This is a genomic window from Dolichospermum sp. UHCC 0406, from assembly GCF_009712025.1.
GTDB lineage: Bacteria > Cyanobacteriota > Cyanobacteriia > Cyanobacteriales > Nostocaceae > Dolichospermum > Dolichospermum lemmermannii.
Genome location: NZ_VILA01000001.1, coordinates 138,992 through 160,817, shown reverse-complemented (window position 1 = coordinate 160,817; position 21,826 = coordinate 138,992). Strand labels below are relative to the sequence as shown.

The window sequence follows — 21,826 nt, the reverse complement described above, 5'->3', positions numbered from 1 at the left end:
GATGGCTTTATAGTGAATAATCTTACCAATCTAATTCTATCGTTAGTAGTCTAGTTCTTAGTTGATATAGTCCAATGACGGTGCATTAAATCATTATGTTCAAAGAAGAAGCTAGGTGGTTGGCAAATATTATCTATTCTCTCGACCCAAACACTGTATTCCCTATACTCAATATTGGTAGTTCAAACCAAAAATTTAGAGAACATGAACAACCTTGGATTGATGAACTATTATTCAAACCTGCTAGAACAAAGGGCTACTCAGTAATTCATGCGGACATGAAAAACGATACAGGTGTTGATCTAGTGGGGGATTTATGCGACCTTGATTTTTTACAGAAACTTTCAGAAATGAATATTCAATCTGTATTGTGTTCTAACTTATTGGAACACGTAACGAATAGAGAAGAAATATGTCAAATAATTAGCTCTATTATCCCTAAATCTGGCTATATTTTCGTTACAGTTCCTTATAAATATCCCTACCACCGCGATCCTATAGATACCATGTTCCGACCTGATATCCAGGAATTGAGTAGCCTATTTCCCGATTTCAAAATTGTCAATGGAGAAATTCTCGCAGGAGGTTATTTAGTGCAATCAACTACCATTACACCTGTATTATATACACTTGCAATGGTCATTCGACTTATGTTACCCATTTACCAACCTCTGAGGTGGTTCGATTCTCTAAAATACGCATTATGGTTGTTCAAAGATATTTCTGTTAGCTGTGTTGTGTTGGAAAAAGTTAATTAGGAAACAGGCAAGAGTTTTATTTCTCTCACTCAACAATTTCTTAACCGCTTACTAATTAATCAACCCGATTTTATCCAATTTCTCCGTCACGGTTTACAACTCACTACTTCCCAAACCCTGCCTTTACCAATTACCAATGACCAATTACCAATTACCAATCACCAATCACCAATCACCAATCACCAATCACCAATTACCAATTACCAATCACCAATGACCAATTACCAATTACCAATTACCAATCAAATTAATTTACAAGGACTTGGTAATGCTTGTTTTAGTAAAATTTCATATTCTTCACTACTAACATGATAAGCACCAAATCTGGCTAAATGAGGATTCATCATTTGCGCGTCAAATAGTAGAAATTTTCTTTCTCGTAATCTTTCTACCAATTTCACCATTGCCACTTTAGAACCTTCAGAAATATTGAAAAACATGGATTCACCAATAAAAATACCACCAATGACAATCCCTAAAATTCCCCCAGCTAATTCATCACCTTGCCAAGTTTCAAAACTATAAGCGTAACCAGTTTGGTAAAGTAACCAATAAATCTTTTCTAATTCTGGAGAAATCCAAGTTGTATCGCGGTTAGCACAGCCAGCAACCACACCCAAAAAGTCCCGGTTAACGGCTACTGTGAATCGTTCCTGATTAAGAACACGCTGTAATGATTTAGGATAGCGAAAGCGTTCATCTAAAGGAATTAGAGTCCGTTCGTTACTTCCATACCATCCCAGGTTATTACTCTCATCAGACATGAGAAAATAACCTTGAGCATAACCCCGAATAATAGCAGCAACATCGTATTCCATTGTCTTCTTCTGGGATTACCCACAGCAAACAAATTCTATATAAAATATACAAACAAAAATGACTCAAGCAATTCCACCCATTACCTTACCACCTTCGGAAAATCCCCAAGAAGAAGGAGAATGGTTACAACAAAACTTGTTGCATTGGCTTGATCAAGAGTTTATTCCTGAAGCAATAAATCAAAATATAGCCCAGCGGGCATCACAGATTTTTGTGAGACAACGCATGGAAGGAGAAAATGATTTAGGTTCTCTGGTAATTGCTATTGTTACAGAGATGCAATCATTTGATTTTTCTAAAAGCTTTTTTGGGGAGTTTGCGATCGCCAACGCCGTTAGCGATCTACTCTTAGATAGTCTGGGAATTGATCATTGTTGTGGTCAATAATATCTTAGTTATTGGTGATTGGTGATTGGTGATTGGTGATTGGTGATTGGTGATTGGTGATTGGTGATTGGTCATTGGTCATTGGTCATTGGTGATTGGTCATTGGTCGTTGGTTCACAGCCAATAGCCACTGACAACTGACAACTAGCAACTAACAACTGACCACTGACAACTAACCACTGACAACTAACTACCAGCTAGACTTAACAACACCGGGTAACAAACCTTCATGGGCCCATTCCCGGAGGACGTTCCGAGATAGTCCGAAATCACGGTAAAAGCCTCTAGGACGACCAGTTAACCAGCAACGGTTGTGCTTACGAGTAGGCGCACTGTTGCGGGGTAATTGTTGAATTTTGCGGTGAACTTCTAGCTTTAGCAACGGAGATGCTGCTGTTCTGAACTCTTCTAGTAGTGCTTCCCGCTTGTCAGCATACTTAGCTACCATTTTGGCGCGTTTCTTCTCGCGCTCAATCATACTCTTTTTCGCCATGAATTCCCTAATGTAATGAAAGACAGCATTCTCTATTCTACACCCTTACTCACAATTATAGGGACATGAGAATATAAATTTCTGTTAATTAACCCCAACCCAATACTCCCCAATATTACTCTCTGCGACTCTGCGACTCTGCGAGAGACAAATTCATATCACACAAATCAGCCAATTCACAAAGATTACAACCAGGAGAACGGGCTTTACACACAGCCCGACCATGATAAATTAATCTAATTGACCAATTCTCCCAATGTGGTTGGGGTAATAACTTCATTAAATCTTTTTCAATCCCCACAGGTTCGGTATTTTTCGTCAACCCCAAACGCTGACTTAACCGCTTGACGTGAGTATCTACTGTCACTCCAGCATTGATACCATAAGCATGGGCTAAAACTACATTTGCAGTTTTCCGTGCTACTCCTGGAAGTTTTAATAACTCTTCCATTTTGTTGGGAACAACAGCATTGAAATCACTGACAATCATTCGACAAGCACCTTGAATATTCTTGGCTTTATTGCGATAAAAACCCGTCGAACGTACCAATTCTTCTAACTCTGTTAAATCTGCATTTGCTAAACTTTCCGCATCAGGAAATCGCCCAAATAATCCTGGTGTAACTTTATTCACTCTTTCATCTGTACATTGAGCGGAAAGAATAGTTGCTACTAATAATTGTACAGGAGTTGCATAATCTAAAGAGCAAGTTGCATCAGGATAAAGATACTGAATACGGGCAAGAATTTCTAAAGCCCGTTGTTTTTTAGTTAATGATTTACGAGTCACGTCAGAGATTTTAAATTTAAGATTATTATTTGGTGTAGGGGTTTAACACTGCTCATTGGTGTCAACTTAGGTTACAGATACTTCGACAAGCTCAGTACAAGTGGCTTATTTGTTTGGCTTCCACACCCGTCAGGGAATAAATTCCCTGTCTCATAGCTCAAGTCCGTTAAAACGGACTAATAAATTTTCCTAGTATTTAGTCATCTTTTAGATGACTTTCGCTATTAGCAAGGAACTTGAGTTCCTTGCGGGATGAAGATTTTGCGTTAAGTTGACACCAATGAACACTGCTAAACCCCCTACAATTACTGGATTTACAATTTCTGAAATAATTGTTGGATAAATTCCAATTGAGTTGTTTCTTTCACAATTAAGAAAATACCTAATCCTAACAGTAACACCAAACCAGTTTGCATCACACCGTCTTGAATTTTGTTAGGTAAAGGCTTACCAAATAATCCTTCAATTAATAAAAAGGCTAATTGTCCACCATCTAAAGCGGGAAGAGGCAAAATATTAATAATTGCCAAGTTAATACTAATAATTGCCGCAAAAGAAAATAAATTTGTGCTATCACTAGCGGCTAATTGTGCGCCAATTTGGACAATTTTCACGGGTCCAGAAACTTGTCCCACAGTTTGCCCAAAATTAGTAATTAACTGCCCAAAACCTTGGAATGTCCCCACAACTAACTGTTGAAAACGATTAGCTGCAACTTTGATAATCTCCACAATATCTTGGGGACGGCGATAAATTGCTTTACCATTGGGACCTAATTCAATTCCCACTAGACCTTTACCATCAGCACCCTGTTTAGGAGTTAGTTTTAGGTTAGTTTGTTGGGTTTCGTGTTGAATTTTTAAGTCAATTTCCTGATTAGGATGGGTTTGAATTTCCTTTGTCAATAATGTAGTTGCGTCTTTACCTAGAGGAATTTCTTGGCCATTTACAGCCAGAATAATATCTCCTTCCCGAATTCCCGCTTGGTAAGCAACAGACTGTTCATTGACAGGTTTGACAAGGACACCGGGTTGATACTGAAATTCTTGGGGTATACCAACGATACCCAATTGCAAAGCCAACATCAAATACGCAAAGATTAAATTTGCAATTACACCGGCACTAATGACAATAGCACGGTCTAATACTGGGCGGTTACGCAGCAAATTGGGGTCATTGGGGGGAATTTCGCTATCTGGATCATCATCGGGAAAGCCGACAAAGCCACCCAAGGGGAAAGCGCGGATAGTGTATTCCGTTTCTGATCCTTGGTACTTTAAAAGAATCGGACCAAAACCCAAGGAGAAACGGTTAGCGTAAATACCTTGAGAACGGGCGGCTATGAAATGTCCAGACTCATGTACTAAGATCAAAATAGCCAAAACTGCGATCGCTGCTAAAACTGACATAGAGCAAATTAATCAAAATATTCGGAAATATATTCTTATTGTAGTTTGGGAATGGGCGCAGGGACTCAATCGGCTGATGTCAATTTTTCATCTGTTGTCTAATCCAATCCCGAAAGCAGCGAATCATGGCAATTTCGCCAATTTCCAGACTTTGAGTTAAAAAATGGGGAATTTCTGTAGTTAGGGGCAAATTTACAAGGACTATTATTTGAGACATTCCCACTCTTCTGCGTTAACAATAGGACTAACAATATCACCCAATGTTTTACCTTTACCAATGATAGTATTAGGAGGAGTACGGCGTTTTTTGGCTGGTAATTGATGTTTGAGAATCAGATAAAAAAACATACTATTCATAATGAGTCCACATTCGTAAAATTTTGGCCGTATTTTCAGATTCAATTACTTCATAGACTAACCGATGTTGAATATTAATCCGTCGTGAATATGCACGTTCTAAATCTCCGACTAATTTCTCATAAGGTGGGGGATTTTGAAACGGATTGATTTGAATAATATCAAGTAAGCTTTGTGCTTTATCTTTTAAATTACTTGCAGCCAATTTTTTAGCATCTTTCTGAGCTTGTTTAGTATAAACTAAATTCCAATTCACCACTCTAATTCCCCATCACATTCTGCAATCGGTGTTGCTAATCCTTCTTTAATTGATTCCCGTATTCCTGGAATAGAAAGAAGATAAAGAGTTTCTTGGATAGATTTCCAGTCTGCTTCAGACAATAATACTGCGTTGCTATTGTCTCCGGCAATAACAATAGGTTGATGAGACTGATTGACTGAATCAATTAAATCCTGTAATTGTTGTTTTGCTTGATTAATTGAAATCATAATCTTTTTTTTTGAGATTACATTATAATAAATAATAGCATGAAATTTAATTTTTTGTCTGAATCAGGATGTCCAGGATTTGAGGATGTACAGAATGTTTTATTAATATTCATCTACATTTTCAGAAATTGTGCTAATTCAAATATTCCAGAATAATTAGATTTTTACTAGGTCTTGCTGTTAAATAACCAATAATACTTGTTTCTATGTATATTGTTTTGGTCATATTATTCCAATGCGATTACTTTGGTAAATTTACTATACTGTATTCTGTTAATCCTTTTTGTCTGAATCAGGATACTCAGGATTTGAGGATTAACAGGATGTTTTATTAAAATTAATCTATATTTTCAGAAATTGACAAGGTTTGAAATCGAGCTATAACTTTTTCTGGCAGGGGAAACGCATCTAAATTTTATTGACAAAATACCATTTTTGTGTATAAACGAAAGAATCGGTATTTATCGTTTGATGGATTTTTTCAGAGTCATCGTGATGGTTTAAATTATTGTCAATAAGTAGACGTTAATGCAAATTTTTGGGTCATTATTGAGATTAAATAGTCCTTATTGATAAGATGCGTTTCCCCTGCTTTTTCTGGCTTTTGTTTAATCAGATAAATACAGATGTTGGTATCGAGAAGATATTGCATTTAAAATTCCTCTCTTTTATCAATAGGAAGTTGATCTCTAGTCATCATAAAATCATCAGAGAATTGATCTAAACTATCAATTAGAGTTTGCCAAGGATTATCTGTACTAATAAGAATAATGGCATTACCAATTTTTTTAACATAAACCTCTGTACCCGTCATTTTAAAATCTGTTGGTAATATCACCATTTGATGAGTACCGTCACTGCAAAGTTTAGCTGTATTCATGATTATTTCCTCTAATTCATGTTAGTTGCTTATGCTTTAATTGTAGCTAAAAATTGGCTTAATCAGGATGTACAGGATTTGAGGATGTACAGGATGTTTTTTTAATATTCATCTACATTTTCAGAAACTGCATTTTGTCTGAATCAGGATGTCCAGGATTTGAGGATGTACAGGATGTTTTTTTAATATTCATCTACATTTTCAGAAATTGCATTTTGTCTGAATCAGGATGTCCAGGATTTGAGGATGTACAGGATGTTTTTTTAATATTCATCTACATCCTCATAAATTGCGCTAATTCAAATATTCCAGAATATCAAACTCAAATACAATCCTGTTAATCCTTTAATCCTGGATATCCTGATATGGCTAACGCCACGCTTCGCTATCAGACAGTTAAATATTAATAAAAAACGGTGCATTACATTTCATTAACGCACCCTACGAAATGAGCGATCATACTTGCAGCAACGCAACGCTTACGTGCTGCTAATTTCAATACTTCGTCTAATTTGAAATGAATTTCCAAAAATTCCTTTACAGAGGCTTGACATTTGGTTCTCTTTATGAGAACATAGAGTTACACGAATAAGGACACAAGGTAAAGTAGATATGTTTAAACTAAAAAAATCGAACTTAATAATATATTATGAAAGTAATTGGCATCGAAAACCTAACTGAATTTAGTAAGATTCATCCAGATTCTGAAATTAGTCTTAATGTTTGGCTCCAAACTGCTCAAAAGGAAGAATGGAAACACATTATAGATGTAAGGGAAGTTTATCCACACGCAGATTTTGTACAAGGGTACACAGTCTTTAATATAGGAGGAAATAAGTTTCGGTTAATTACTAAAATTACCTATAAAGTCAAGACCATTAAGATTGAGGATGTATTAACTCATAGTGAATATAATGAAGATAAGTGGAAAAAATAACGAATAATTAGAGGATTTCGCTTCTTAATAGTCTAATTACACTACTCAGAAGCTCATAAACATCTAGGATATGGCTTTACTATGTCCCTAGTGAAAACATTCTACCCCAAAGGGGGTTGTATATGACAACTACACTAAACAAGGAAGAATACATTAAGCTACTTTCTGAAACTGTGCCACGTATAATTGACACAGAAATAGAGCATAAGCGTCTACTAAATGAAGTAGATAAATTTATGGATTTAGGGGAAAATTTGACAGATGAACAAGCTGAAGTTTTGCAGTTGCTGGTAACACTAATTGAGCAATATGAAAATAAAGTCTATCAAATGAAAGCTGTAACTCCCCTAGATATATTACATGAGTTAATGTCAGTAAGACAACTCAAACAAAAGGATATCGTCGAAATTTTTGGGTCAAAAGGTATTACTTCAGAAGTAATAAATGGTAAAAGAAGTATTAGCAAAAATCAAGCCAAAGCATTGGGAGATTTTTTTCATGTATCATATACTTTGTTTCTGTAAGCAAATGGGGATAATAGCTTGCTTTCTGAATCACTTCTAATGCTTTAATTGTAGCTAAAAATTGTCTGAATCAGGATGCTCAGGATTTGAGGATGTACAGGATGTTTTTTAAAATTAATCTGCATTTTCTGAAATTGCGCTAATTCAAATATCCCATAATATCAAACTCAAATACAATCCTGTTAATCCTTTCATCCTGGTTATCCTGATTCAGACAGTTCAATATTAATAAAAAACGGTGCGTTACATTTCATTAACGCACCCTATGAGATGAGCGATCGCACTTTACCACTATTGTATTAGCTAGTGTATCTCCCAATCGTTGTCTCTTTTTTGAAAAAACAAATAAGTAGTCAAACACTCCCAAAGGTATTGAAGGTAGATGACGAAGAAAAGCTTTTATAAGTGTACAAGGCTTTCTTGATGTCGCATCTACCACCTGTATTTTCATAAGCCGCTTTCCAATACTTTGCCCATTCTTGAAAGCATCTGAAAACAGGAAGTAAAAGATAGCAAAAAGAAAGCCAATGCGAAATATTGATAATGAAGTTGATAAAACAAGTATTGTAATTTGGATAAAAAAGTCAATTAGGTAAGCAAAAAGTCTTTCATCAAGTGAAGCTAAATCGCCATCAACTGAGAATAAAAGATAGCCACATTCATCACAGCAACCATCTTTAGTACCTTCAGGTGGATTATTATGACCGCATTTAGGGCATTGCATAAATTTGATGTTCAAACACTAAACTGTAAAATTCTTTCTTGATTATTACTGATAATAGTTAAAATTTCTTCAATATCACCTTCATTGTAACATTTATTATAAATTTACTATATTTTCTCAACCCCATGTAGAGACGCACCCCAAACGCCTCTACAAAACCCCTAAACTACAAAACCTCCCTACCCAAATAAACCTGCAAAACCTCCGGTACTTTAATCGTCCCGTCAGCTTGCTGATAATTCTCCAAAATCGCCGCCATAGTCCTTCCCACAGCCAAACCAGAACCATTTAAAGTATGCACAAACTGCGTCCCTTTCTTACCAGCTTCCTTAAAGCGAATATCCGCCCTTCTCGCTTGAAAATCCACACAATTAGAACAACTAGAAATCTCTCGATACTTCCCAGCAGAAGGCAACCATACCTCTAAATCATAAGTTTTTGTTGCAGAAAAACCTAAATCAGCAGTACATAAATTAATCACTCGATAAGGCAATTTTAAAGCCTGTAAAATACTCTCTGCACTGACTAGCAACGTCTCCAATTCATCAAAAGAATCTTCCGGTTTTACTAACTTCACCAACTCCACTTTATTGAATTGATGTAACCGAATTAAACCCCGCATATCCCGTCCATAACTTCCCGCTTCCCGCCGAAAACATGGCGTATATGCAGTATGATAAATTGGTAATTCTTCCCCGTTGATAATGTCCCCTCGATACAAATTAGTTACCGGAACTTCTGCGGTGGGAATTAACCATAAATCATCCTCTGCACATTTAAAACTGTCCTCTGCAAACTTGGGTAATTGTCCAGTTCCCGTTAAAGAATCAGTATTTACTAACAACGGTGGACTAACTTCTATATAGCCATTTTCAATATGTTTAGAAAGCATAAACTGAATTAATGCTCTTTCTAAACCTGCACCCGCACCTATCAAACTGACAAACCGAGTTTGGGCAATTTTTACCGCTCTTTCAAAGTTCAAAATTCCTAACTTTTCGCCAATTTCCCAATGTGGTATAATATTCGGATTTTCGGGTTTATATTCATCTCCCCATGTTTTCACTTCTTGGTTATCATCTTCACTTGTACCAATGGGGGTAGAATCACTGGGAAGATTAGGAAGTGCTAACAGTAATTGATGAATTTGGGCTTTTAATTCTTTTTCCTGGGGTTCTAATGAGCTTAATGTGATTTTGAGGCTGTTTCCTTCATCCTTTAAAGCCAGAATTGACTCATCTTGAGGATTAACACCAGATTTTACCTTGTGTCCCACCAGTTTACCAATTTCATTACTGCGGGCTTGAAGTTCATTGCGTTTTACTTCCAATTCCCGTTGTTGTTGACTCAAATCTAAGATAGGCTGAATCTCGTATTTACCACTACGAGTATTCAACTTTTCTTGTATTAATTGGGGATTTTCTCTAATTTGTTTAATATCTAGCATTGGTGAATTTCGTTAAGTTTTGTCAATTATACTTGATTGAGATAATTAATCGTAAGGGCTTAACAATGCTCATAGGTGTCAACTTAAGCTACAAATAGCTTATTTGTTTAGCTTCCAAACCCGCCCGGAACTTAAGTTCCGGTCTAATAGCCAAAGTAAACTAAAGTTTACTAAAAAATTTTCGGGTTATTTAGTCATCTTTAGATGACTTTTGCTATGAGACTGGGAATTCATTCCCAGGCGGGCTATGGGTTTTACGTTAAGTTGACACCTATGAACAATGCTAAACCCTATATACTAATGCCACCTTTCTCATCTGCGTTTATCTGCGTTTATCTGCGTTTAATTATGATCAGTGGTAAATTTACCAAATATAGTTGATAATTAGTTCAGATACTCTTCTCCATTACCTAAGCGTTAAGGAGTTTTCAGAAATGATGACAACTCAATCAGTTATTTTAAATATCAAAAATGTTGGTTTAAGTGATGAACAATTTTATCAATTATGTCAAATTAACGAATATTATAAATTTGAACAAACAGCTAAAGATGAATTAATTATCCTCCCTCCTTCTAATCTAATTACTGGTAATAGAGAAGCAGAATTAAATGGAAATTTGATGATTTGGAATCGTCAAACTAAGCTAGGAAAAGTATTTAGTTCTTCCACTGTTTTTACTCTACCTAATGGTGGTAAACGTTCTCCTGATGTGGCTTGGATAGCTAATGAACGTTGGGAATCTTTAACCATTCAAGAAAAAGAAAAATTTGCTAAAATTTGTCCTGATTTTGTCATAGAATTGCGTTCTCGTACAGATTCTTTAAGTCAATTACAGGAGAAAATGCAGGAATATCTTAATAGTTGTTTACGTTTAGGTTGGTTAATTGATCCTCAAAATCAACAAGTAGAAATTTACCGTCAAAATCAATCTGTAGAAATAGTATCATTACCGACAAGTTTATCGGGAGAAAATGTTTTACCAGGATTTATTTTAGAACTACCTGTTTTCAAAGATTAGGATATTACAACCACTGTCAATTATGGTTTATTAATCCGATTCATTAACCACAAAGATGCTAATAAACCTGCAAAATGCGCTGATACAGTATTTGTATTTGCCTGGACTATGAGCATATCCAAACCGCTAATAATCCGAGTGGGGTCAAATAATTGAGTAGTTGCGGCTTGAGGAGATATTGACCTAGCTACCAATGTACCAACAATCGCCTGCGCTCCCAACAGGGTGACTAATATGCCGCCTAAATTTATCCATAGTCCCAAACGTAATACTTGCACGGTTTCCGCCTTACGGGGACGATTACTAGCATTAGGGGATTCTAGTTTTTTGCCAATTCTGGTGTAGCGATAAGCCAAGTAAATACCAACGCCCAACAGAATTATGCCACAAATTGCTAAAAATACACCAAAGCCTGTGCCTGGATTATTATTGGGGCTGTTGGCTTTTTGACTAAAAATGCCAAATAATAAGACAATTATTCCAGAGATTACACCTAATACCAACTGAATCCAGAAACTAATCCAACCTGCTAGGCGAAATTGTTGGGCGATAGCCCGGATGTTAGATGATGGTGTTTCGGAGTTTTGTGACATATAAAAATTAAAAATTAAAAGTTAAAAACAACTTCCGTTTGTTGTTTGTTAGCTGTTACCTGTTTCCAGAATAATTGATAATGGTTTAAGTCTACTGAAAATTTCCGACTTAAAAATTAGTTATGGATTTTACCGTTTTGCAATCTACTTTCCTGTTAACTTTCCTCTTATCAGTTGGTTTATTTTTCTTTATACGTGCTTCAACTAAAGACCGTACAGAAATGATGCGCTTGACTTCGGATCAGGACGAAAATACATTCATGACTTCATTAAAGGAGTATTTTCGCTCTCGTGCTTATCGAGTTTTAGCGGTAGACTCTGCCAAAAATCAAGTCACTTTTGAGGGATTTGTCAGCCCTAGCTGGTTTTTAGCAGTATTTTTGACTGTATTAGCTGCTGTGGGTTTAGGTTGTCTGGCGTTGGTTTTATCAATGCTTTTTCCCGATTTTGGGCAGTTTTTTCTGGGAATAATCCTATTTTCGCCTTTAAGTGGGTTATTGTATTGGAAAAAATCTGGAAGACTTGAGAAGGTGTCACTCAAGATGGAAAATATCCTGAGTGGACAAGACTTCTCAAGTATAATTACTGTGACTGCCCATAGAGATGAACTTGCTGAGTTACAAAGGGCATTACAGCTAAAGACGCTGGACACTTGATTGATTTTTGGGGATAAAAACCAGCATTCTCTACATTCATGTAGGCTTCTGACTAAAATTTTGAGTAAATCAGCAGTAGGAAGGAAGGAAAAATTTTGCTTGTGCTGTTAATCTTCCTGATGCCTGAAATGTCATAAGGAAAAATTTAAATTGGTGGACAGAGCTTGATAGTAGTCCAAATTAATGAGAGCATAAATAATTCATGCTTCATTTTTTGGATGACCTTGGCTCTGTCGCTATTCTCTTGGTGTATAAGCTGATAATAAACTGATTCATCTAACCAAATTTAGTTGATGAGGAATTAATTATGCCATGACTTGAGAGAATTCATTTAAACCCTACTGGCAAATTCAACAACAAAATTAAAAAAAGGAATTTTTGAATAAGCTGGTCAAAATTACCAGTTAATTATTCACAGATTCAGAAGTCACACTTACAAGATATGATGGTCATTTGTTGTTTAGTTACTGGCAACAGCAACAGCAACAGCAACAGGTTCTTGTGCTGTTGGTGATTCTAAAGTCCTAAGACTAGGGAACAAGAAATGATTCTCTTCTACGTATTGAGCGCCAAACAGACCTTTTTCCGCCCAGAAATAACGGTCTGTTGTATGTTCATTACGTTTTACTAGTAGCAGCGCGGGTGGCAAAATACCTTCAGCTTGAATAAATTTTCTTGCTGCTGTCACAGGTTTATCTTCGCCACTTTCAATGCTGTACTGAGGAATATGCTCAAGTATGCGCCGTCCTTCCTGTCTCCGACGACTCTTCCGCTTGCGTCTCCGTGCCAACCTATTGTCCTCCTGTTTCAAGCTATAGACTGTAGTTATGGCTACAAAATCCGTCGTCATTATATAAGTTCTATCTCAAAAAATCAATAGTTTTTAATGTTTTGATACAACTGGGGAAAAAACAATTAAAAATCAAGAATTAAAAATTAAAAAATCGCTGCCTTTTCAGTCATTACTTGTTACCTCTTCCCCCATTACCAGATTAAACTAGATAGCTATAAGCCTTGATTGGGGACTGGGGACTGGGGACTGGGGACTGGGGACTGGGGACTGGGGACTGGGTAATTTTCTTCTTCCTTGCTCGGTGACTCCTGACTCGGTGACTCCTGACTCGGTGATTCCTGACTCGGTGATTCCTGACTCCTAGATTCTTTCTTCCTCCTAGATTCCTGAACTCATGCTAATGTCTGCCAGTTCTGATTTCCTTGCTCTATGTCGAGAACAAATAGCCCTGCTAACCCAAGGAATGGGGGCATCTTTTACGGTGGTTTATTTAACACAGGAACTGGTAGAAAAGCCTATAAGTGAGGCGCGACTAATTCCGGTAATGGTGTATCCAGAGACTATAGCATTAAATTCTAGTAATGAATATGGTGAACCAGAGAATAGCTATTCTGTAAGGCTTGCTAATGTTTTAGCATTCCCAAATCAGCAACCGAGGTTGTTAAAACCGACTTCTGTATCTTCTCATCCGTCGGTGGAATCGGAAACAACAGAAAAACAAAATTTACACGATGAACAGGATGAATACTTACTCAGTCATAACCAAATTGTTTTACCCCTGATTTATGAGGGTGTAATGATGGGCTTATTGGTGACTGCGAGGGACGATAGGGAATGGAATCAACGGGAAGAGGGGGAAATTGAACGCATTGCCAAAACTTTAGCGATCGCTTGCATTTTAGACCAACGGAGGGCTTGGTTACAACACCAACTCCAGCAAGAACAAATTTTGCAAGAGAGACAACGGGATTTATTAGATAATCTTTTGCATCAGCTTCGTAACCCCTTAACTGCTATCCGCACCTTTGGTAAGTTACTATTTAAGCGAATGCGACCGGTTGATCCTAATCGGGAAGTAGCAACCAGTATAGTCAGGGAGAGCGATCGCTTGCAAGAGCTATTGCAACAATTTGATCAGGTTATTGATTTAAATACAGCAGATTTAGCACCTCTACCTCTACCAGAATCAAAGGTTGTTATTAATGAAAATGTGCAAAAGCCAGTTAAACCTGCATTATTATTGCCAGGAACAGGAGAACAATTAACTGATTGTTGTCTAGCAGATTTATTAGCACCTTTATTAATATCGGCTCAAGCTATTTCCCAAGAAAGAAATTTACAATTAATTACGGAAATTTCCCACTATTTACCTTTAGTAAAAGTGAATGAAAAAGCATTAACAGAAGTGTTGAGTAATATTATAGATAATGCTTTGAAATATACTCCCCCCGGTGGAAAAATCTTAGTCCAATGTGGGCAACAAAAAGGAAATTTACAAGGTATTGCTATTAGTGATACAGGTCCTGGTATTCCTCCAGAAGATCTAGAACATCTTGGAGAAAGACATTATCGAGGTGTACAGGCAAAAACAGAAATACCCGGAACTGGTTTAGGAATTAGTATTGCTAAACAGTTAATAGCAGAAATGCAGGGAAGTATAGAGGTTTTCAGTCCGGCCATTCACTCAATTATCACATTACCGCATATCCCAGGAACTACATTTATAATTTGGCTACAGTCTGTTGATTAAGTGATAGAAGTTTTATATTTAATTGGATATATGCTTAGAGGGTGTTTGAAAAGTTTTGAATGTATAGACTGACCCCTCTCCAAACCTCTCCCCTGCAAGGGGAGAGGCTTTAAAACCCCCATTCCCTTGCAGGGAAGGGGGGTAGGGGGGTTAGGTTTTTGGAGATTACGGGTTTGATATAATACTTTTCAAACAACCTCTTAGAGGATGTTTGAAAAGTTTTGAATGTATAGACTGACCCCTCTCCAAACCTCTCCCCTGCAAGGGGAGAGGCTTTAAAACCCCCATTCCCTTGCAGGGAAGGGGGGTAGGGGGGTTAGGTTTTTGGAGATTACGGGTTTGATATAATACTTTTCAAACAACCTCTTAGAGAATAAAAATAGTTTTTACATAAAAATAAAGCGACATTGCCCCATAATTCAGGGAAACAATCGCTTTATTCGTATTATAAAATTCACAACTTCAAAACTATTAAGTAGGTGAACGGAAAAAACCGTAGACGCGAAGCGGCTTCTCGAAGAGTAATATGTAACGAAAAGTAAAATCGGCCAAACCCTCTTCACTCTTGCCTCTTGCCTCTTGCCTCTTGCCTAGTGCCATAACGACGATTTTCAATGCTAACCTACTTAACTCTATTGACGAGTGATCACCAAATTTGAAGTCAGGGTAATAGCTAAATCTTGTTCTGGTCTGAGGACAAAAACATCAGCTTTTTGTTTCCGCAATAGTACACTAGCTAAAGCACCCGCTGCTGCACCACCCACAGGCTCTAAAACTTCAATTTTCTTGTTACCTGTAATTAGGGAAATCACACTAGCTGCACCGGCACCAATAGCAGCATCAGTTAATACTTGTCCAGTGCTTGATCCCTTGGAGATTGTTTCTGTTTTGGTTATGGTTCGGGAATTAGCAAAAATCTGTTGTCGTTGTCCAGAAGGAAATACTAATTCTCTGGCTACAAAACGAACACCTTGCTGATTATTCCCAGAAGATCGAGTATTTAATCTTACTGGTTGTAATTCACCAATCACTTCAGTATTGGCAGGAATTAAAATATTTCTGTTGCTATCAGTAACATTGTCAGCTATTTTCAGAGTTAGGGCTAATGTTTCACCCGGTTTGACAATAACTTTTTCCTTGTCGTAGGTAACAGGTAAAGTTACGTTAGCGGGAATACTAATTGTCCGCGATTGATTGAGATTGTATCCTTGGGCCAGAACAGGACTAAAAGATAATAACGGGGTAGCTGCACCTGTGGTAATGGCTATGGCCATGAGTGCAGCGGTGCGAGATTGCCAACGGGTAGAACGACTCATGATAAGATTGCCCATAATATGTGATATGTATGGTGACGTGGGTTGGCTAGGATAGTTTCTGGACAATTGTTAATTAAGCATAAGCGCTGCTTACTTACGTTTTCTTTTTTTAATTGGTTTTTAGAGCTAATCGTTGAGGAAGTTGTAAAAATAATTTACCTTCTGCATCAACCTTTGATTTAAGTTTTATTTGCATATAATTAACTCCTTAATATCTTTCATTATTATATTACTAATTTTCAAAAAATAAGGTTCTACCGCTACCCTTATGGAATAAAATATTAATTTAATTTTCGTAGGTTGGGTAGAACGAAGACCAAACCCAACAAAATCCCCCAAATGTTGGGTTATGGCTTCGCCACACTTCGTGAACGTACCTCAAACCAACCTACACCATTAATAATTGTTTAACAGCAGCGTTGATGATTTTTTCGCTCTCTGTTTGAGTTTGTGTTAGTTTGGTTTCTAGTTCATCACATAGTTTCATTAATTTATCTACTTTGGTAACGATGCGTTTTTGTTCATTGAGGGGTGGGATAGAAAGATAAATACTTTGAATTTTATTGATATATAAACAAGGTTGTGCAGATTGTTTTACCTTATTCCAAATTTGATTTTGTCCAATAGGACTCTTAATTACAAGAGCAATATATTCAGGGTAGATATAATTTGCAAAAGTTCTTATTAAAGCAACACTACGAACAATTGTAATTTTTGGTGGCTCTTTAATCAGACATAATCTTCCAGTTGTAGCACCTACACATACCATCAAAATGTCATTATGTATAGGCTCGCATCTTTTCCAACATTTTTCGGCAGTTTCGTAAGAAACAAAATCAGTATTGGTTAAATCGAGATAACCGTCTCGAACATTCTTCGCTGTTGCTAAAGGTATTTCAGGGATGTTTATTCTAGGTGGTGTTGCGTGTTCTCCATCTGTTACTTGTGAAGTAATATCATTAATAGTTGCCCATTTCCATATTTTTGGTAAAGTAAAAGAAATATATTCATTCTCGTTTTTATCATTAGATGATAGTTGTGATTTACTAATCTTCCCTTCCTTAACTAACCGTTCCTTTTCCTTCTTAATTCTCTCCAACAAAACCGCCGCAGGTTCATCATTTGCATCTTGCGGTACTAACTTACCCCTCACAGCTAAATCTAAAATCAATTCCCGTAACTTCTGCACACTATTAGGCGCTTCAGCCAACAAATCAAAATGCTCAAAAAACGTTTCTAACTTCATACAAATTCACCCCCTAAAGCCGTCATCAATTCCTGTTTTAAACTATTGCGAGTTTCACCCAAATCATCTAAAAGACTTGCATATTCTTCCAACATTTCCGCCACATCTCGATGTTCAAAATCAACCGTGTGAGGATTTTTAATATCTAAATTATATCCATTATCCTTAATCACCTGGATAGGAACTTTCCACGCAAATTCCGATTCTATTCTATTATGCCACCAAGCTTTCTCCGGTGCAAATTCTTCAATCCTAATGGGCTTAGTTTTCGAGTAGGACTTATACCCTGGTGGATAAGGGTGTTCATAATACCAAATCTCTTGAGTCGCTTCACCCTTAGTAAAGAATAATAAATTAGTTTTAATCCCAGTATAAGGACTAAAAACCCCATTCGGTAAACGGACAATAGTATGTAAATTACACTCCTCTAACAACTTTTCTTTAATCCGGGTTTTCACACCTTCACCAAATAAAGTCCCATCTGGTAAAACAATACCACCCCGTCCCCCATCTTGTAATAAATGGCTAATCAATAATAAAAATAAATCAGCCGTTTCTTTAGTTCTAAAAGTAGCCGGAAAACCAGACTCAATTCCATCTTCTTCCATACCACCAAAAGGCGGATTTGTAATAATGACATTCACCCTATCACTAGGTTTATAATCTCGCAAAGGTCGAGATAAAGTATTATCATGACTTATCGCTGGAACTTCCACACCATGCAATAACATATTCGTCATACACAATAAATGAGGTAGAGGTTTTTTCTCCACACCTCTAATTAACTTATGTAATTTTTCGCTATCATCTGAAGTCTTTACATATTTATTTTTAATATGTTCTAAAGCACAAGTTAAAAAACCTCCCGTACCGCAAGCAGGGTCTAAAATTCTTTCACCCAATTTAGGGTCAATCATATCCACCATAAACTGAGTTACAGCACGGGGAGTGTAATATTCTCCAGCATTACCCGCGCTTTGTAAATCACGAAGTATTTGTTCATAAATATCGCCAAATAAATGCCTATCTTGGGAACTATTAAAATCAATTTCATTTAATTTATTAATTACTTGCCGGATAAGAGTGCCATTTTTCATATAATTATAGGCATCCTCAAATACCGCCTTAATAACAAACCCGCGAGGGTTTTTATCTTGATAGGTATTCGCGTCTTTTAGAGTTTTGAATAAAACATTATCCACAAAATCAAGTAAAGTATCCCCCGTCATTCCTTCCGAGTCTGTAGCCCAATTCCGCCACCTTAAAGCCTCTGGAATGGGAGAATGGTAATGATCATCTAATAATTCATATTCTTCTTCCCTGTCGTCAAAAATCTTGAGAAAAATCATCCATACTAATTGACTAATGCGTTGGGCATCACCATCCACACCAGCATCTTTACGCATGATGTCTTGGATAGTTTTAATTGTGGTACTGATTGACATTTGTTGATAAAGATAGAGTTATGCACTATTGGCTATTATGCCAGATACTTGAGTCAGCCAGTCAGCCAGCCAGGGAATAAATTCCCCGTCTCAAAGCTAAAGTCGGTTAAAACCGACTATTTTTTTGTTTTATTTATTATCTCGTTCCCAGTCTCTGACTGGGAATGCTATCAAGAGGTTCTACCTCTAGTATCATTGAAGGCAGAGCCTTCTAAAATTCATTCCCATACAGAGTATGGGAACGAGAAATAGCCCGCCTGGGAATGATAGCGCAGCGTGGCGTTAGCCATATTCCCAGTCTCATAGCAAAAGTTGTCTTTTGATGACTAAATAACCTGAGAATCTTTGAGTAAACTTTAGTTTACTTTAGCTATTAGCCCGGAAATTCATTTCTGGGCGGGTGTGGAAACTAACAGATAACTACACAGATATATTCAGTAATTCATATTTCATGATGCCATATAAAGTTGATTTTTTAACTCCTGTAATGCTTCTAAATATTTTTGTTTATTACCAAATAATTTGACAATTTCTATAGGTGTACCTATTTTATCAAACGGTTGCACTTTTAAATCATTTATATTTTCAATATTTTCAATTCCCTCATCTGCATATTTATCTAAAAGTGCATCTAAAACCGCACGGGCTTTTTCACTATATTGATGAAAATAATCACGCTGACGCACCTTTTTCGCCCTTTCTTTCCGACTTAATGCAGGTTGGTCAAAAGCTACATGACAAATTAAATCAAAAGGATCAAAATCTTTCCCCACTTCCTCTGTTAATGCTTCTAATAAAATTCCCTGTTCATTTAATTCTTGAATAATAGCTTGTTTCTGTTCTGCTGCATTCCAGCGACGGAGAAATTTATCTAAAGTCGTAAATTCTTGTTGGACAGTTTTCCGGGTATAGTCCTTAATAGATTCGGTGATTAATTTACCATCTTTACCATAATAAAGAGTCCTTTCAGAAACTATATCAACATCCACACCTACAGGTACAAATTTAACTCGCTTTTGTCCTGTTTTTTCTGGTAAATCATCAATATTATCTCTACTGTCTCCATTATCTGTACTACCATTATCATCATCTGGAGGTACAGGAGATTCCCCTGTTTTTGGTTCATATATTTGTACAGGTTCGCCATCAAAATCTTTATCATTAAACTTTTTAGTAGCTTTTTTGAAATCTATAATTGTGAAATATGTTTTATCAAATTCTTCATTAATTCTTGTCCCTCTACCAATGATTTGTTTAAACTCAGTCATTGAACCAATATTTTTATCTAAAACAATTAATTTACAGGTTTGGGCATCTACTCCTGTAGTCATTAATTTAGAAGTTGTCACAATCACTGGATAGGGACTTTCTGGTAAAATGAAATTATCTAATTCTGCTTTTCCCTGTTCATCATCTCCCGTAATTCGCATAATATATTTACGATTTTGGGAAACTAAATCACTATTTTCATTAATTAAGGCACAGCGCATTCTTTCGGCGTGGTCTATATCTTCACAGAAAACAATGGTTTTATCAAAACGGTTGGTAGCTTTGAGAAATTCGGTAATTTTTTTCGCTACTAAAATATCTCGATTTTCTAATATTAATGTGCGGTTAATGTCTTTTTGGGTGTAAAGTTTATCATCAATTAATTGATGATATTTATCTAATTCTCCCGGTGCTGGTTGCCAGCCTTCTAAGTCTTTATCAATGTCAATTCTGACAACTTTATAAGGGGCTAAAAATCCATCTTCTATCCCTTGTTTCAAAGAATAAGTATAAATGGGTTGGCCAAAATAATCTATATTAGAAACCTCTTTAGTTTCCTTGGGTGTAGCTGTTAAACCGATTTGGGTAGCAGCAGAAAAGTATTCTAAAATTTCTCGCCATGCAGAATCATCAGCCGCACTACCACGATGACATTCATCAATTACAATTAAATCAAAAAATCCCCTAGTGAATTGTTTATATATATTTTTAGATTCTTCTGTTCCTGATACACCTTGATAAAGGGCTAAATAAATTTCATAAGCTGTATCTACCTGACGTTTAGTTATTTTCGTCATCGGAGAACCAAAGGGTTTAAAATCATTGGTTTTAGTCTGGTCTATGAGAATATTTCTATCTGCTAAAAATAGGATTCTAGTTTTATGTTTAGATCTCCATAACCGCCAAATAATTTGAAAAGCTGTGAAGGTTTTACCCGTACCTGTAGCCATAACTAATAATACCCTGTTTTCACCTTTAGCAATGGCTTCTACAGTTTTATTAATAGCAATTTCTTGATAGTAACGGGGTGATTTACCACTGCCATCATCATAATAACTTTGGGTAACAATAGGCTGTAATTCATCATCAATATTTCGCCATTTACAGTAACGTTGCCATAATTCCGCCGGTGTGGGAAAACTATCTAAAGGAATTTCTCTTGCCATTATTCCTGATGTCACAGTTCTATCATGTTCTAAAAATGCGTCACCATTGGAACTATAAACAAAAGGTATATCTAACATTTCTGCATAATTAAGTGCTTGCTGCATTCCACTTCCCACACTGTGGTTATTATCTTTGGCTTCAATGACAGCAATTTTGAGATTAGGTTTGTAGAAGAGAATATAATCAGCGCGTTTACTTTCTCCTCTTGTGACTAATTTACCCCTCACATAAACCCGTCCTGCGGTAAAGGTGTATTCTTCACGGATTTGGCTATGTAAATCCCATCCTGCGGTTTGCACTATGGCAGGAGTGATGTATTTAGTACAGATGTCGCGTTCGCTGAGGGCTTTTTTGTCAAAGTCCATAGAATTAAGTCTGATTATGGTTTTAGCACACTTATTACCTATAGTATCAATAAACGCATTTTTGACAACAAAAACAGAATATCTGACGATGACATCAGATGACATTTGAAAAAAGTTGTCCCAATATTGTAAATTTTTGTAAAATTGATGTCTTCAAGACTAGAAACCTGCTAATTAGATAGCTAAACTAAAA

Annotated in this window: 24 protein-coding genes; 7 read left to right on the top strand and 17 right to left on the bottom strand. The window is 36.5% G+C overall.

Annotation, left to right across the window (positions count from 1 at the left end):
- The first annotated feature begins 95 nt into the window (after window positions 1-95).
- The gene (locus FJR09_RS00740; protein WP_015080157.1) at window positions 96-758 is read left to right on the top strand and encodes a hypothetical protein; all 663 of its coding nucleotides are present in this window, start codon (window positions 96-98) and stop codon (window positions 756-758) included.
- A 242-nt stretch (window positions 759-1,000) separates the two neighbouring features.
- Here FJR09_RS00740 and aat read toward each other — a convergent pair whose 3' ends face one another.
- Window positions 1,001-1,576 carry a leucyl/phenylalanyl-tRNA--protein transferase gene (gene aat, locus FJR09_RS00735; RefSeq protein ID WP_015080155.1) on the bottom strand — a complete coding sequence of 192 codons (576 nt, stop codon included), beginning with the start codon at window positions 1,574-1,576 and terminating at the stop codon, window positions 1,001-1,003.
- 58 nt (window positions 1,577-1,634) lie between these two features.
- Here aat and FJR09_RS00730 point away from each other — a divergent pair, with 58 nt between their 5' ends.
- Window positions 1,635-1,964, top strand: coding sequence for a hypothetical protein (locus FJR09_RS00730; RefSeq protein WP_015080154.1), 330 nt, complete (start codon window positions 1,635-1,637; stop codon window positions 1,962-1,964).
- A 190-nt stretch (window positions 1,965-2,154) separates the two neighbouring features.
- On the opposite strand, the gene rpsN is transcribed toward FJR09_RS00730, so the two are convergent.
- The 8 genes from rpsN to FJR09_RS00690 form a co-directional block, all read right to left on the bottom strand.
- Complete coding sequence (gene rpsN, locus FJR09_RS00725) at window positions 2,155-2,457, bottom strand: 30S ribosomal protein S14 (RefSeq protein WP_015080153.1); 303 nt, start codon at window positions 2,455-2,457, stop codon at window positions 2,155-2,157.
- Window positions 2,458-2,572: 115 nt separating this feature from the next.
- Entirely contained in the window at window positions 2,573-3,247 is a 675-nt protein-coding gene (gene nth, locus FJR09_RS00720; protein ID WP_174782917.1) for an endonuclease III, read from the bottom strand.
- A gap of 314 nt (window positions 3,248-3,561) precedes the next feature.
- A complete protein-coding gene (gene rseP, locus FJR09_RS00715; RefSeq protein WP_168651015.1) occupies window positions 3,562-4,656 on the bottom strand; it encodes an RIP metalloprotease RseP in 1,095 nt (364 codons plus the stop codon).
- 79 nt (window positions 4,657-4,735) lie between these two features.
- The gene (locus tag FJR09_RS00710) at window positions 4,736-4,873 is read right to left on the bottom strand and encodes a hypothetical protein (RefSeq protein ID WP_174782923.1); all 138 of its coding nucleotides are present in this window, start codon (window positions 4,871-4,873) and stop codon (window positions 4,736-4,738) included.
- On the bottom strand, window positions 4,861-5,013 hold the full coding sequence (locus FJR09_RS00705; protein ID WP_015080150.1) for a hypothetical protein: 153 nt from the start codon (window positions 5,011-5,013) through the stop codon (window positions 4,861-4,863). The genes FJR09_RS00710 and FJR09_RS00705 overlap by 13 nt, the downstream gene beginning before the upstream one ends.
- Window positions 5,006-5,269, bottom strand: a complete 264-nt coding sequence (locus tag FJR09_RS00700; protein WP_015080149.1) for a Txe/YoeB family addiction module toxin — start codon at window positions 5,267-5,269, stop codon at window positions 5,006-5,008. Before FJR09_RS00700 ends, FJR09_RS00705 begins: the two co-directional genes overlap by 8 nt.
- Window positions 5,266-5,502: a type II toxin-antitoxin system Phd/YefM family antitoxin gene (locus tag FJR09_RS00695; protein WP_015080148.1), complete on the bottom strand. Its 237-nt coding sequence runs from the start codon at window positions 5,500-5,502 to the stop codon at window positions 5,266-5,268. Before FJR09_RS00695 ends, FJR09_RS00700 begins: the two co-directional genes overlap by 4 nt.
- A 652-nt stretch (window positions 5,503-6,154) precedes the next feature.
- A complete protein-coding gene (locus FJR09_RS00690) occupies window positions 6,155-6,382 on the bottom strand; it encodes an antitoxin (protein WP_168653747.1) in 228 nt (75 codons plus the stop codon).
- A 649-nt stretch (window positions 6,383-7,031) separates the two neighbouring features.
- Here FJR09_RS00690 and FJR09_RS00685 point away from each other — a divergent pair.
- The gene (locus tag FJR09_RS00685) at window positions 7,032-7,319 is read left to right on the top strand and encodes a type II toxin-antitoxin system HigB family toxin (protein ID WP_015080146.1); all 288 of its coding nucleotides are present in this window, start codon (window positions 7,032-7,034) and stop codon (window positions 7,317-7,319) included.
- A gap of 122 nt (window positions 7,320-7,441) precedes the next feature.
- Window positions 7,442-7,843 carry a type II toxin-antitoxin system HigA family antitoxin gene (locus FJR09_RS00680; RefSeq protein ID WP_015080145.1) on the top strand — a complete coding sequence of 134 codons (402 nt, stop codon included), beginning with the start codon at window positions 7,442-7,444 and terminating at the stop codon, window positions 7,841-7,843.
- A gap of 253 nt (window positions 7,844-8,096) precedes the next feature.
- On the opposite strand, the gene FJR09_RS00675 is transcribed toward FJR09_RS00680, so the two are convergent.
- Complete coding sequence (locus FJR09_RS00675) at window positions 8,097-8,567, bottom strand: RDD family protein (RefSeq protein WP_168651019.1); 471 nt, start codon at window positions 8,565-8,567, stop codon at window positions 8,097-8,099.
- Between the two features lie 166 nt (window positions 8,568-8,733).
- Window positions 8,734-10,014 (bottom strand): serine--tRNA ligase, encoded by a 1,281-nt coding sequence (serS, locus tag FJR09_RS00670; protein WP_168653998.1) that lies wholly within the window; start codon window positions 10,012-10,014, stop codon window positions 8,734-8,736.
- A 437-nt stretch (window positions 10,015-10,451) separates the two neighbouring features.
- Here serS and FJR09_RS00665 point away from each other — a divergent pair, with 437 nt between their 5' ends.
- Window positions 10,452-11,033, top strand: coding sequence for a Uma2 family endonuclease (locus FJR09_RS00665; RefSeq protein WP_371723455.1), 582 nt, complete (start codon window positions 10,452-10,454; stop codon window positions 11,031-11,033).
- 20 nt (window positions 11,034-11,053) lie between these two features.
- Here FJR09_RS00665 and FJR09_RS00660 read toward each other — a convergent pair whose 3' ends face one another.
- On the bottom strand, window positions 11,054-11,626 hold the full coding sequence (locus tag FJR09_RS00660; protein WP_015080141.1) for a DUF3611 family protein: 573 nt from the start codon (window positions 11,624-11,626) through the stop codon (window positions 11,054-11,056).
- 122 nt (window positions 11,627-11,748) lie between these two features.
- On the opposite strand from FJR09_RS00660, the gene FJR09_RS00655 reads away from it, so the two are divergent.
- Window positions 11,749-12,282 (top strand): cofactor assembly of complex C subunit B, encoded by a 534-nt coding sequence (locus FJR09_RS00655; RefSeq protein WP_015080140.1) that lies wholly within the window; start codon window positions 11,749-11,751, stop codon window positions 12,280-12,282.
- Between the two features lie 460 nt (window positions 12,283-12,742).
- On the opposite strand, the gene FJR09_RS00650 is transcribed toward FJR09_RS00655, so the two are convergent.
- Complete coding sequence (locus tag FJR09_RS00650) at window positions 12,743-13,072, bottom strand: DUF3155 domain-containing protein (protein ID WP_015080139.1); 330 nt, start codon at window positions 13,070-13,072, stop codon at window positions 12,743-12,745.
- Window positions 13,073-13,469: 397 nt separating this feature from the next.
- Here FJR09_RS00650 and FJR09_RS00645 point away from each other — a divergent pair, with 397 nt between their 5' ends.
- Window positions 13,470-14,825, top strand: coding sequence for a sensor histidine kinase KdpD (locus FJR09_RS00645; RefSeq protein ID WP_168651024.1), 1,356 nt, complete (start codon window positions 13,470-13,472; stop codon window positions 14,823-14,825).
- Window positions 14,826-15,457: 632 nt separating this feature from the next.
- Here the strand turns inward: FJR09_RS00645 and FJR09_RS00640 are convergent.
- The 4 genes from FJR09_RS00640 to hsdR form a co-directional block, all read right to left on the bottom strand.
- Window positions 15,458-16,141, bottom strand: coding sequence for a hypothetical protein (locus tag FJR09_RS00640; RefSeq protein WP_015080137.1), 684 nt, complete (start codon window positions 16,139-16,141; stop codon window positions 15,458-15,460).
- A gap of 388 nt (window positions 16,142-16,529) precedes the next feature.
- Window positions 16,530-17,387 carry a restriction endonuclease subunit S gene (locus FJR09_RS00635; protein ID WP_168653540.1) on the bottom strand — a complete coding sequence of 286 codons (858 nt, stop codon included), beginning with the start codon at window positions 17,385-17,387 and terminating at the stop codon, window positions 16,530-16,532.
- Window positions 17,384-18,832, bottom strand: coding sequence for a class I SAM-dependent DNA methyltransferase (locus FJR09_RS00630; RefSeq protein ID WP_168653539.1), 1,449 nt, complete (start codon window positions 18,830-18,832; stop codon window positions 17,384-17,386). The genes FJR09_RS00635 and FJR09_RS00630 overlap by 4 nt, the downstream gene beginning before the upstream one ends.
- 449 nt (window positions 18,833-19,281) lie before the next feature.
- Entirely contained in the window at window positions 19,282-21,633 is a 2,352-nt protein-coding gene (hsdR, locus tag FJR09_RS00625; protein WP_168653538.1) for an EcoAI/FtnUII family type I restriction enzme subunit R, read from the bottom strand.
- Between the last annotated feature and the right edge of the window lie 193 nt (window positions 21,634-21,826).

What these genes read in the sequence shown, in the direction of transcription:
- FJR09_RS00645 (WP_168651024.1), top strand. Translation starts at nt 13,470, where the DNA reads ATGCTAATGTCTGCCAGTTCTGATTTCCTTGCTCTATGTCGAGAACAA.
- FJR09_RS00705 (WP_015080150.1), bottom strand. Translation starts at nt 5,013, where the DNA reads ATGAATAGTATGTTTTTTTATCTGATTCTCAAACATCAATTACCAGCC.
- FJR09_RS00660 (WP_015080141.1), bottom strand. Translation starts at nt 11,626, where the DNA reads ATGTCACAAAACTCCGAAACACCATCATCTAACATCCGGGCTATCGCC.
- FJR09_RS00730 (WP_015080154.1), top strand. Translation starts at nt 1,635, where the DNA reads ATGACTCAAGCAATTCCACCCATTACCTTACCACCTTCGGAAAATCCC.
- hsdR (WP_168653538.1), bottom strand. Translation starts at nt 21,633, where the DNA reads ATGGACTTTGACAAAAAAGCCCTCAGCGAACGCGACATCTGTACTAAA.
- FJR09_RS00640 (WP_015080137.1), bottom strand. Translation starts at nt 16,141, where the DNA reads ATGAGTCGTTCTACCCGTTGGCAATCTCGCACCGCTGCACTCATGGCC.
- rpsN (WP_015080153.1), bottom strand. Translation starts at nt 2,457, where the DNA reads ATGGCGAAAAAGAGTATGATTGAGCGCGAGAAGAAACGCGCCAAAATG.
- FJR09_RS00635 (WP_168653540.1), bottom strand. Translation starts at nt 17,387, where the DNA reads ATGAAGTTAGAAACGTTTTTTGAGCATTTTGATTTGTTGGCTGAAGCG.
- FJR09_RS00680 (WP_015080145.1), top strand. Translation starts at nt 7,442, where the DNA reads ATGACAACTACACTAAACAAGGAAGAATACATTAAGCTACTTTCTGAA.
- FJR09_RS00685 (WP_015080146.1), top strand. Translation starts at nt 7,032, where the DNA reads ATGAAAGTAATTGGCATCGAAAACCTAACTGAATTTAGTAAGATTCAT.
- FJR09_RS00695 (WP_015080148.1), bottom strand. Translation starts at nt 5,502, where the DNA reads ATGATTTCAATTAATCAAGCAAAACAACAATTACAGGATTTAATTGAT.
- serS (WP_168653998.1), bottom strand. Translation starts at nt 10,014, where the DNA reads ATGCTAGATATTAAACAAATTAGAGAAAATCCCCAATTAATACAAGAA.
- FJR09_RS00675 (WP_168651019.1), bottom strand. Translation starts at nt 8,567, where the DNA reads ATGCAATGCCCTAAATGCGGTCATAATAATCCACCTGAAGGTACTAAA.
- rseP (WP_168651015.1), bottom strand. Translation starts at nt 4,656, where the DNA reads ATGTCAGTTTTAGCAGCGATCGCAGTTTTGGCTATTTTGATCTTAGTA.
- FJR09_RS00665 (WP_371723455.1), top strand. Translation starts at nt 10,452, where the DNA reads ATGACAACTCAATCAGTTATTTTAAATATCAAAAATGTTGGTTTAAGT.
- aat (WP_015080155.1), bottom strand. Translation starts at nt 1,576, where the DNA reads ATGGAATACGATGTTGCTGCTATTATTCGGGGTTATGCTCAAGGTTAT.
- FJR09_RS00690 (WP_168653747.1), bottom strand. Translation starts at nt 6,382, where the DNA reads ATGAATACAGCTAAACTTTGCAGTGACGGTACTCATCAAATGGTGATA.
- FJR09_RS00630 (WP_168653539.1), bottom strand. Translation starts at nt 18,832, where the DNA reads ATGTCAATCAGTACCACAATTAAAACTATCCAAGACATCATGCGTAAA.
- FJR09_RS00655 (WP_015080140.1), top strand. Translation starts at nt 11,749, where the DNA reads ATGGATTTTACCGTTTTGCAATCTACTTTCCTGTTAACTTTCCTCTTA.
- FJR09_RS00740 (WP_015080157.1), top strand. Translation starts at nt 96, where the DNA reads ATGTTCAAAGAAGAAGCTAGGTGGTTGGCAAATATTATCTATTCTCTC.
- FJR09_RS00710 (WP_174782923.1), bottom strand. Translation starts at nt 4,873, where the DNA reads ATGTCTCAAATAATAGTCCTTGTAAATTTGCCCCTAACTACAGAAATT.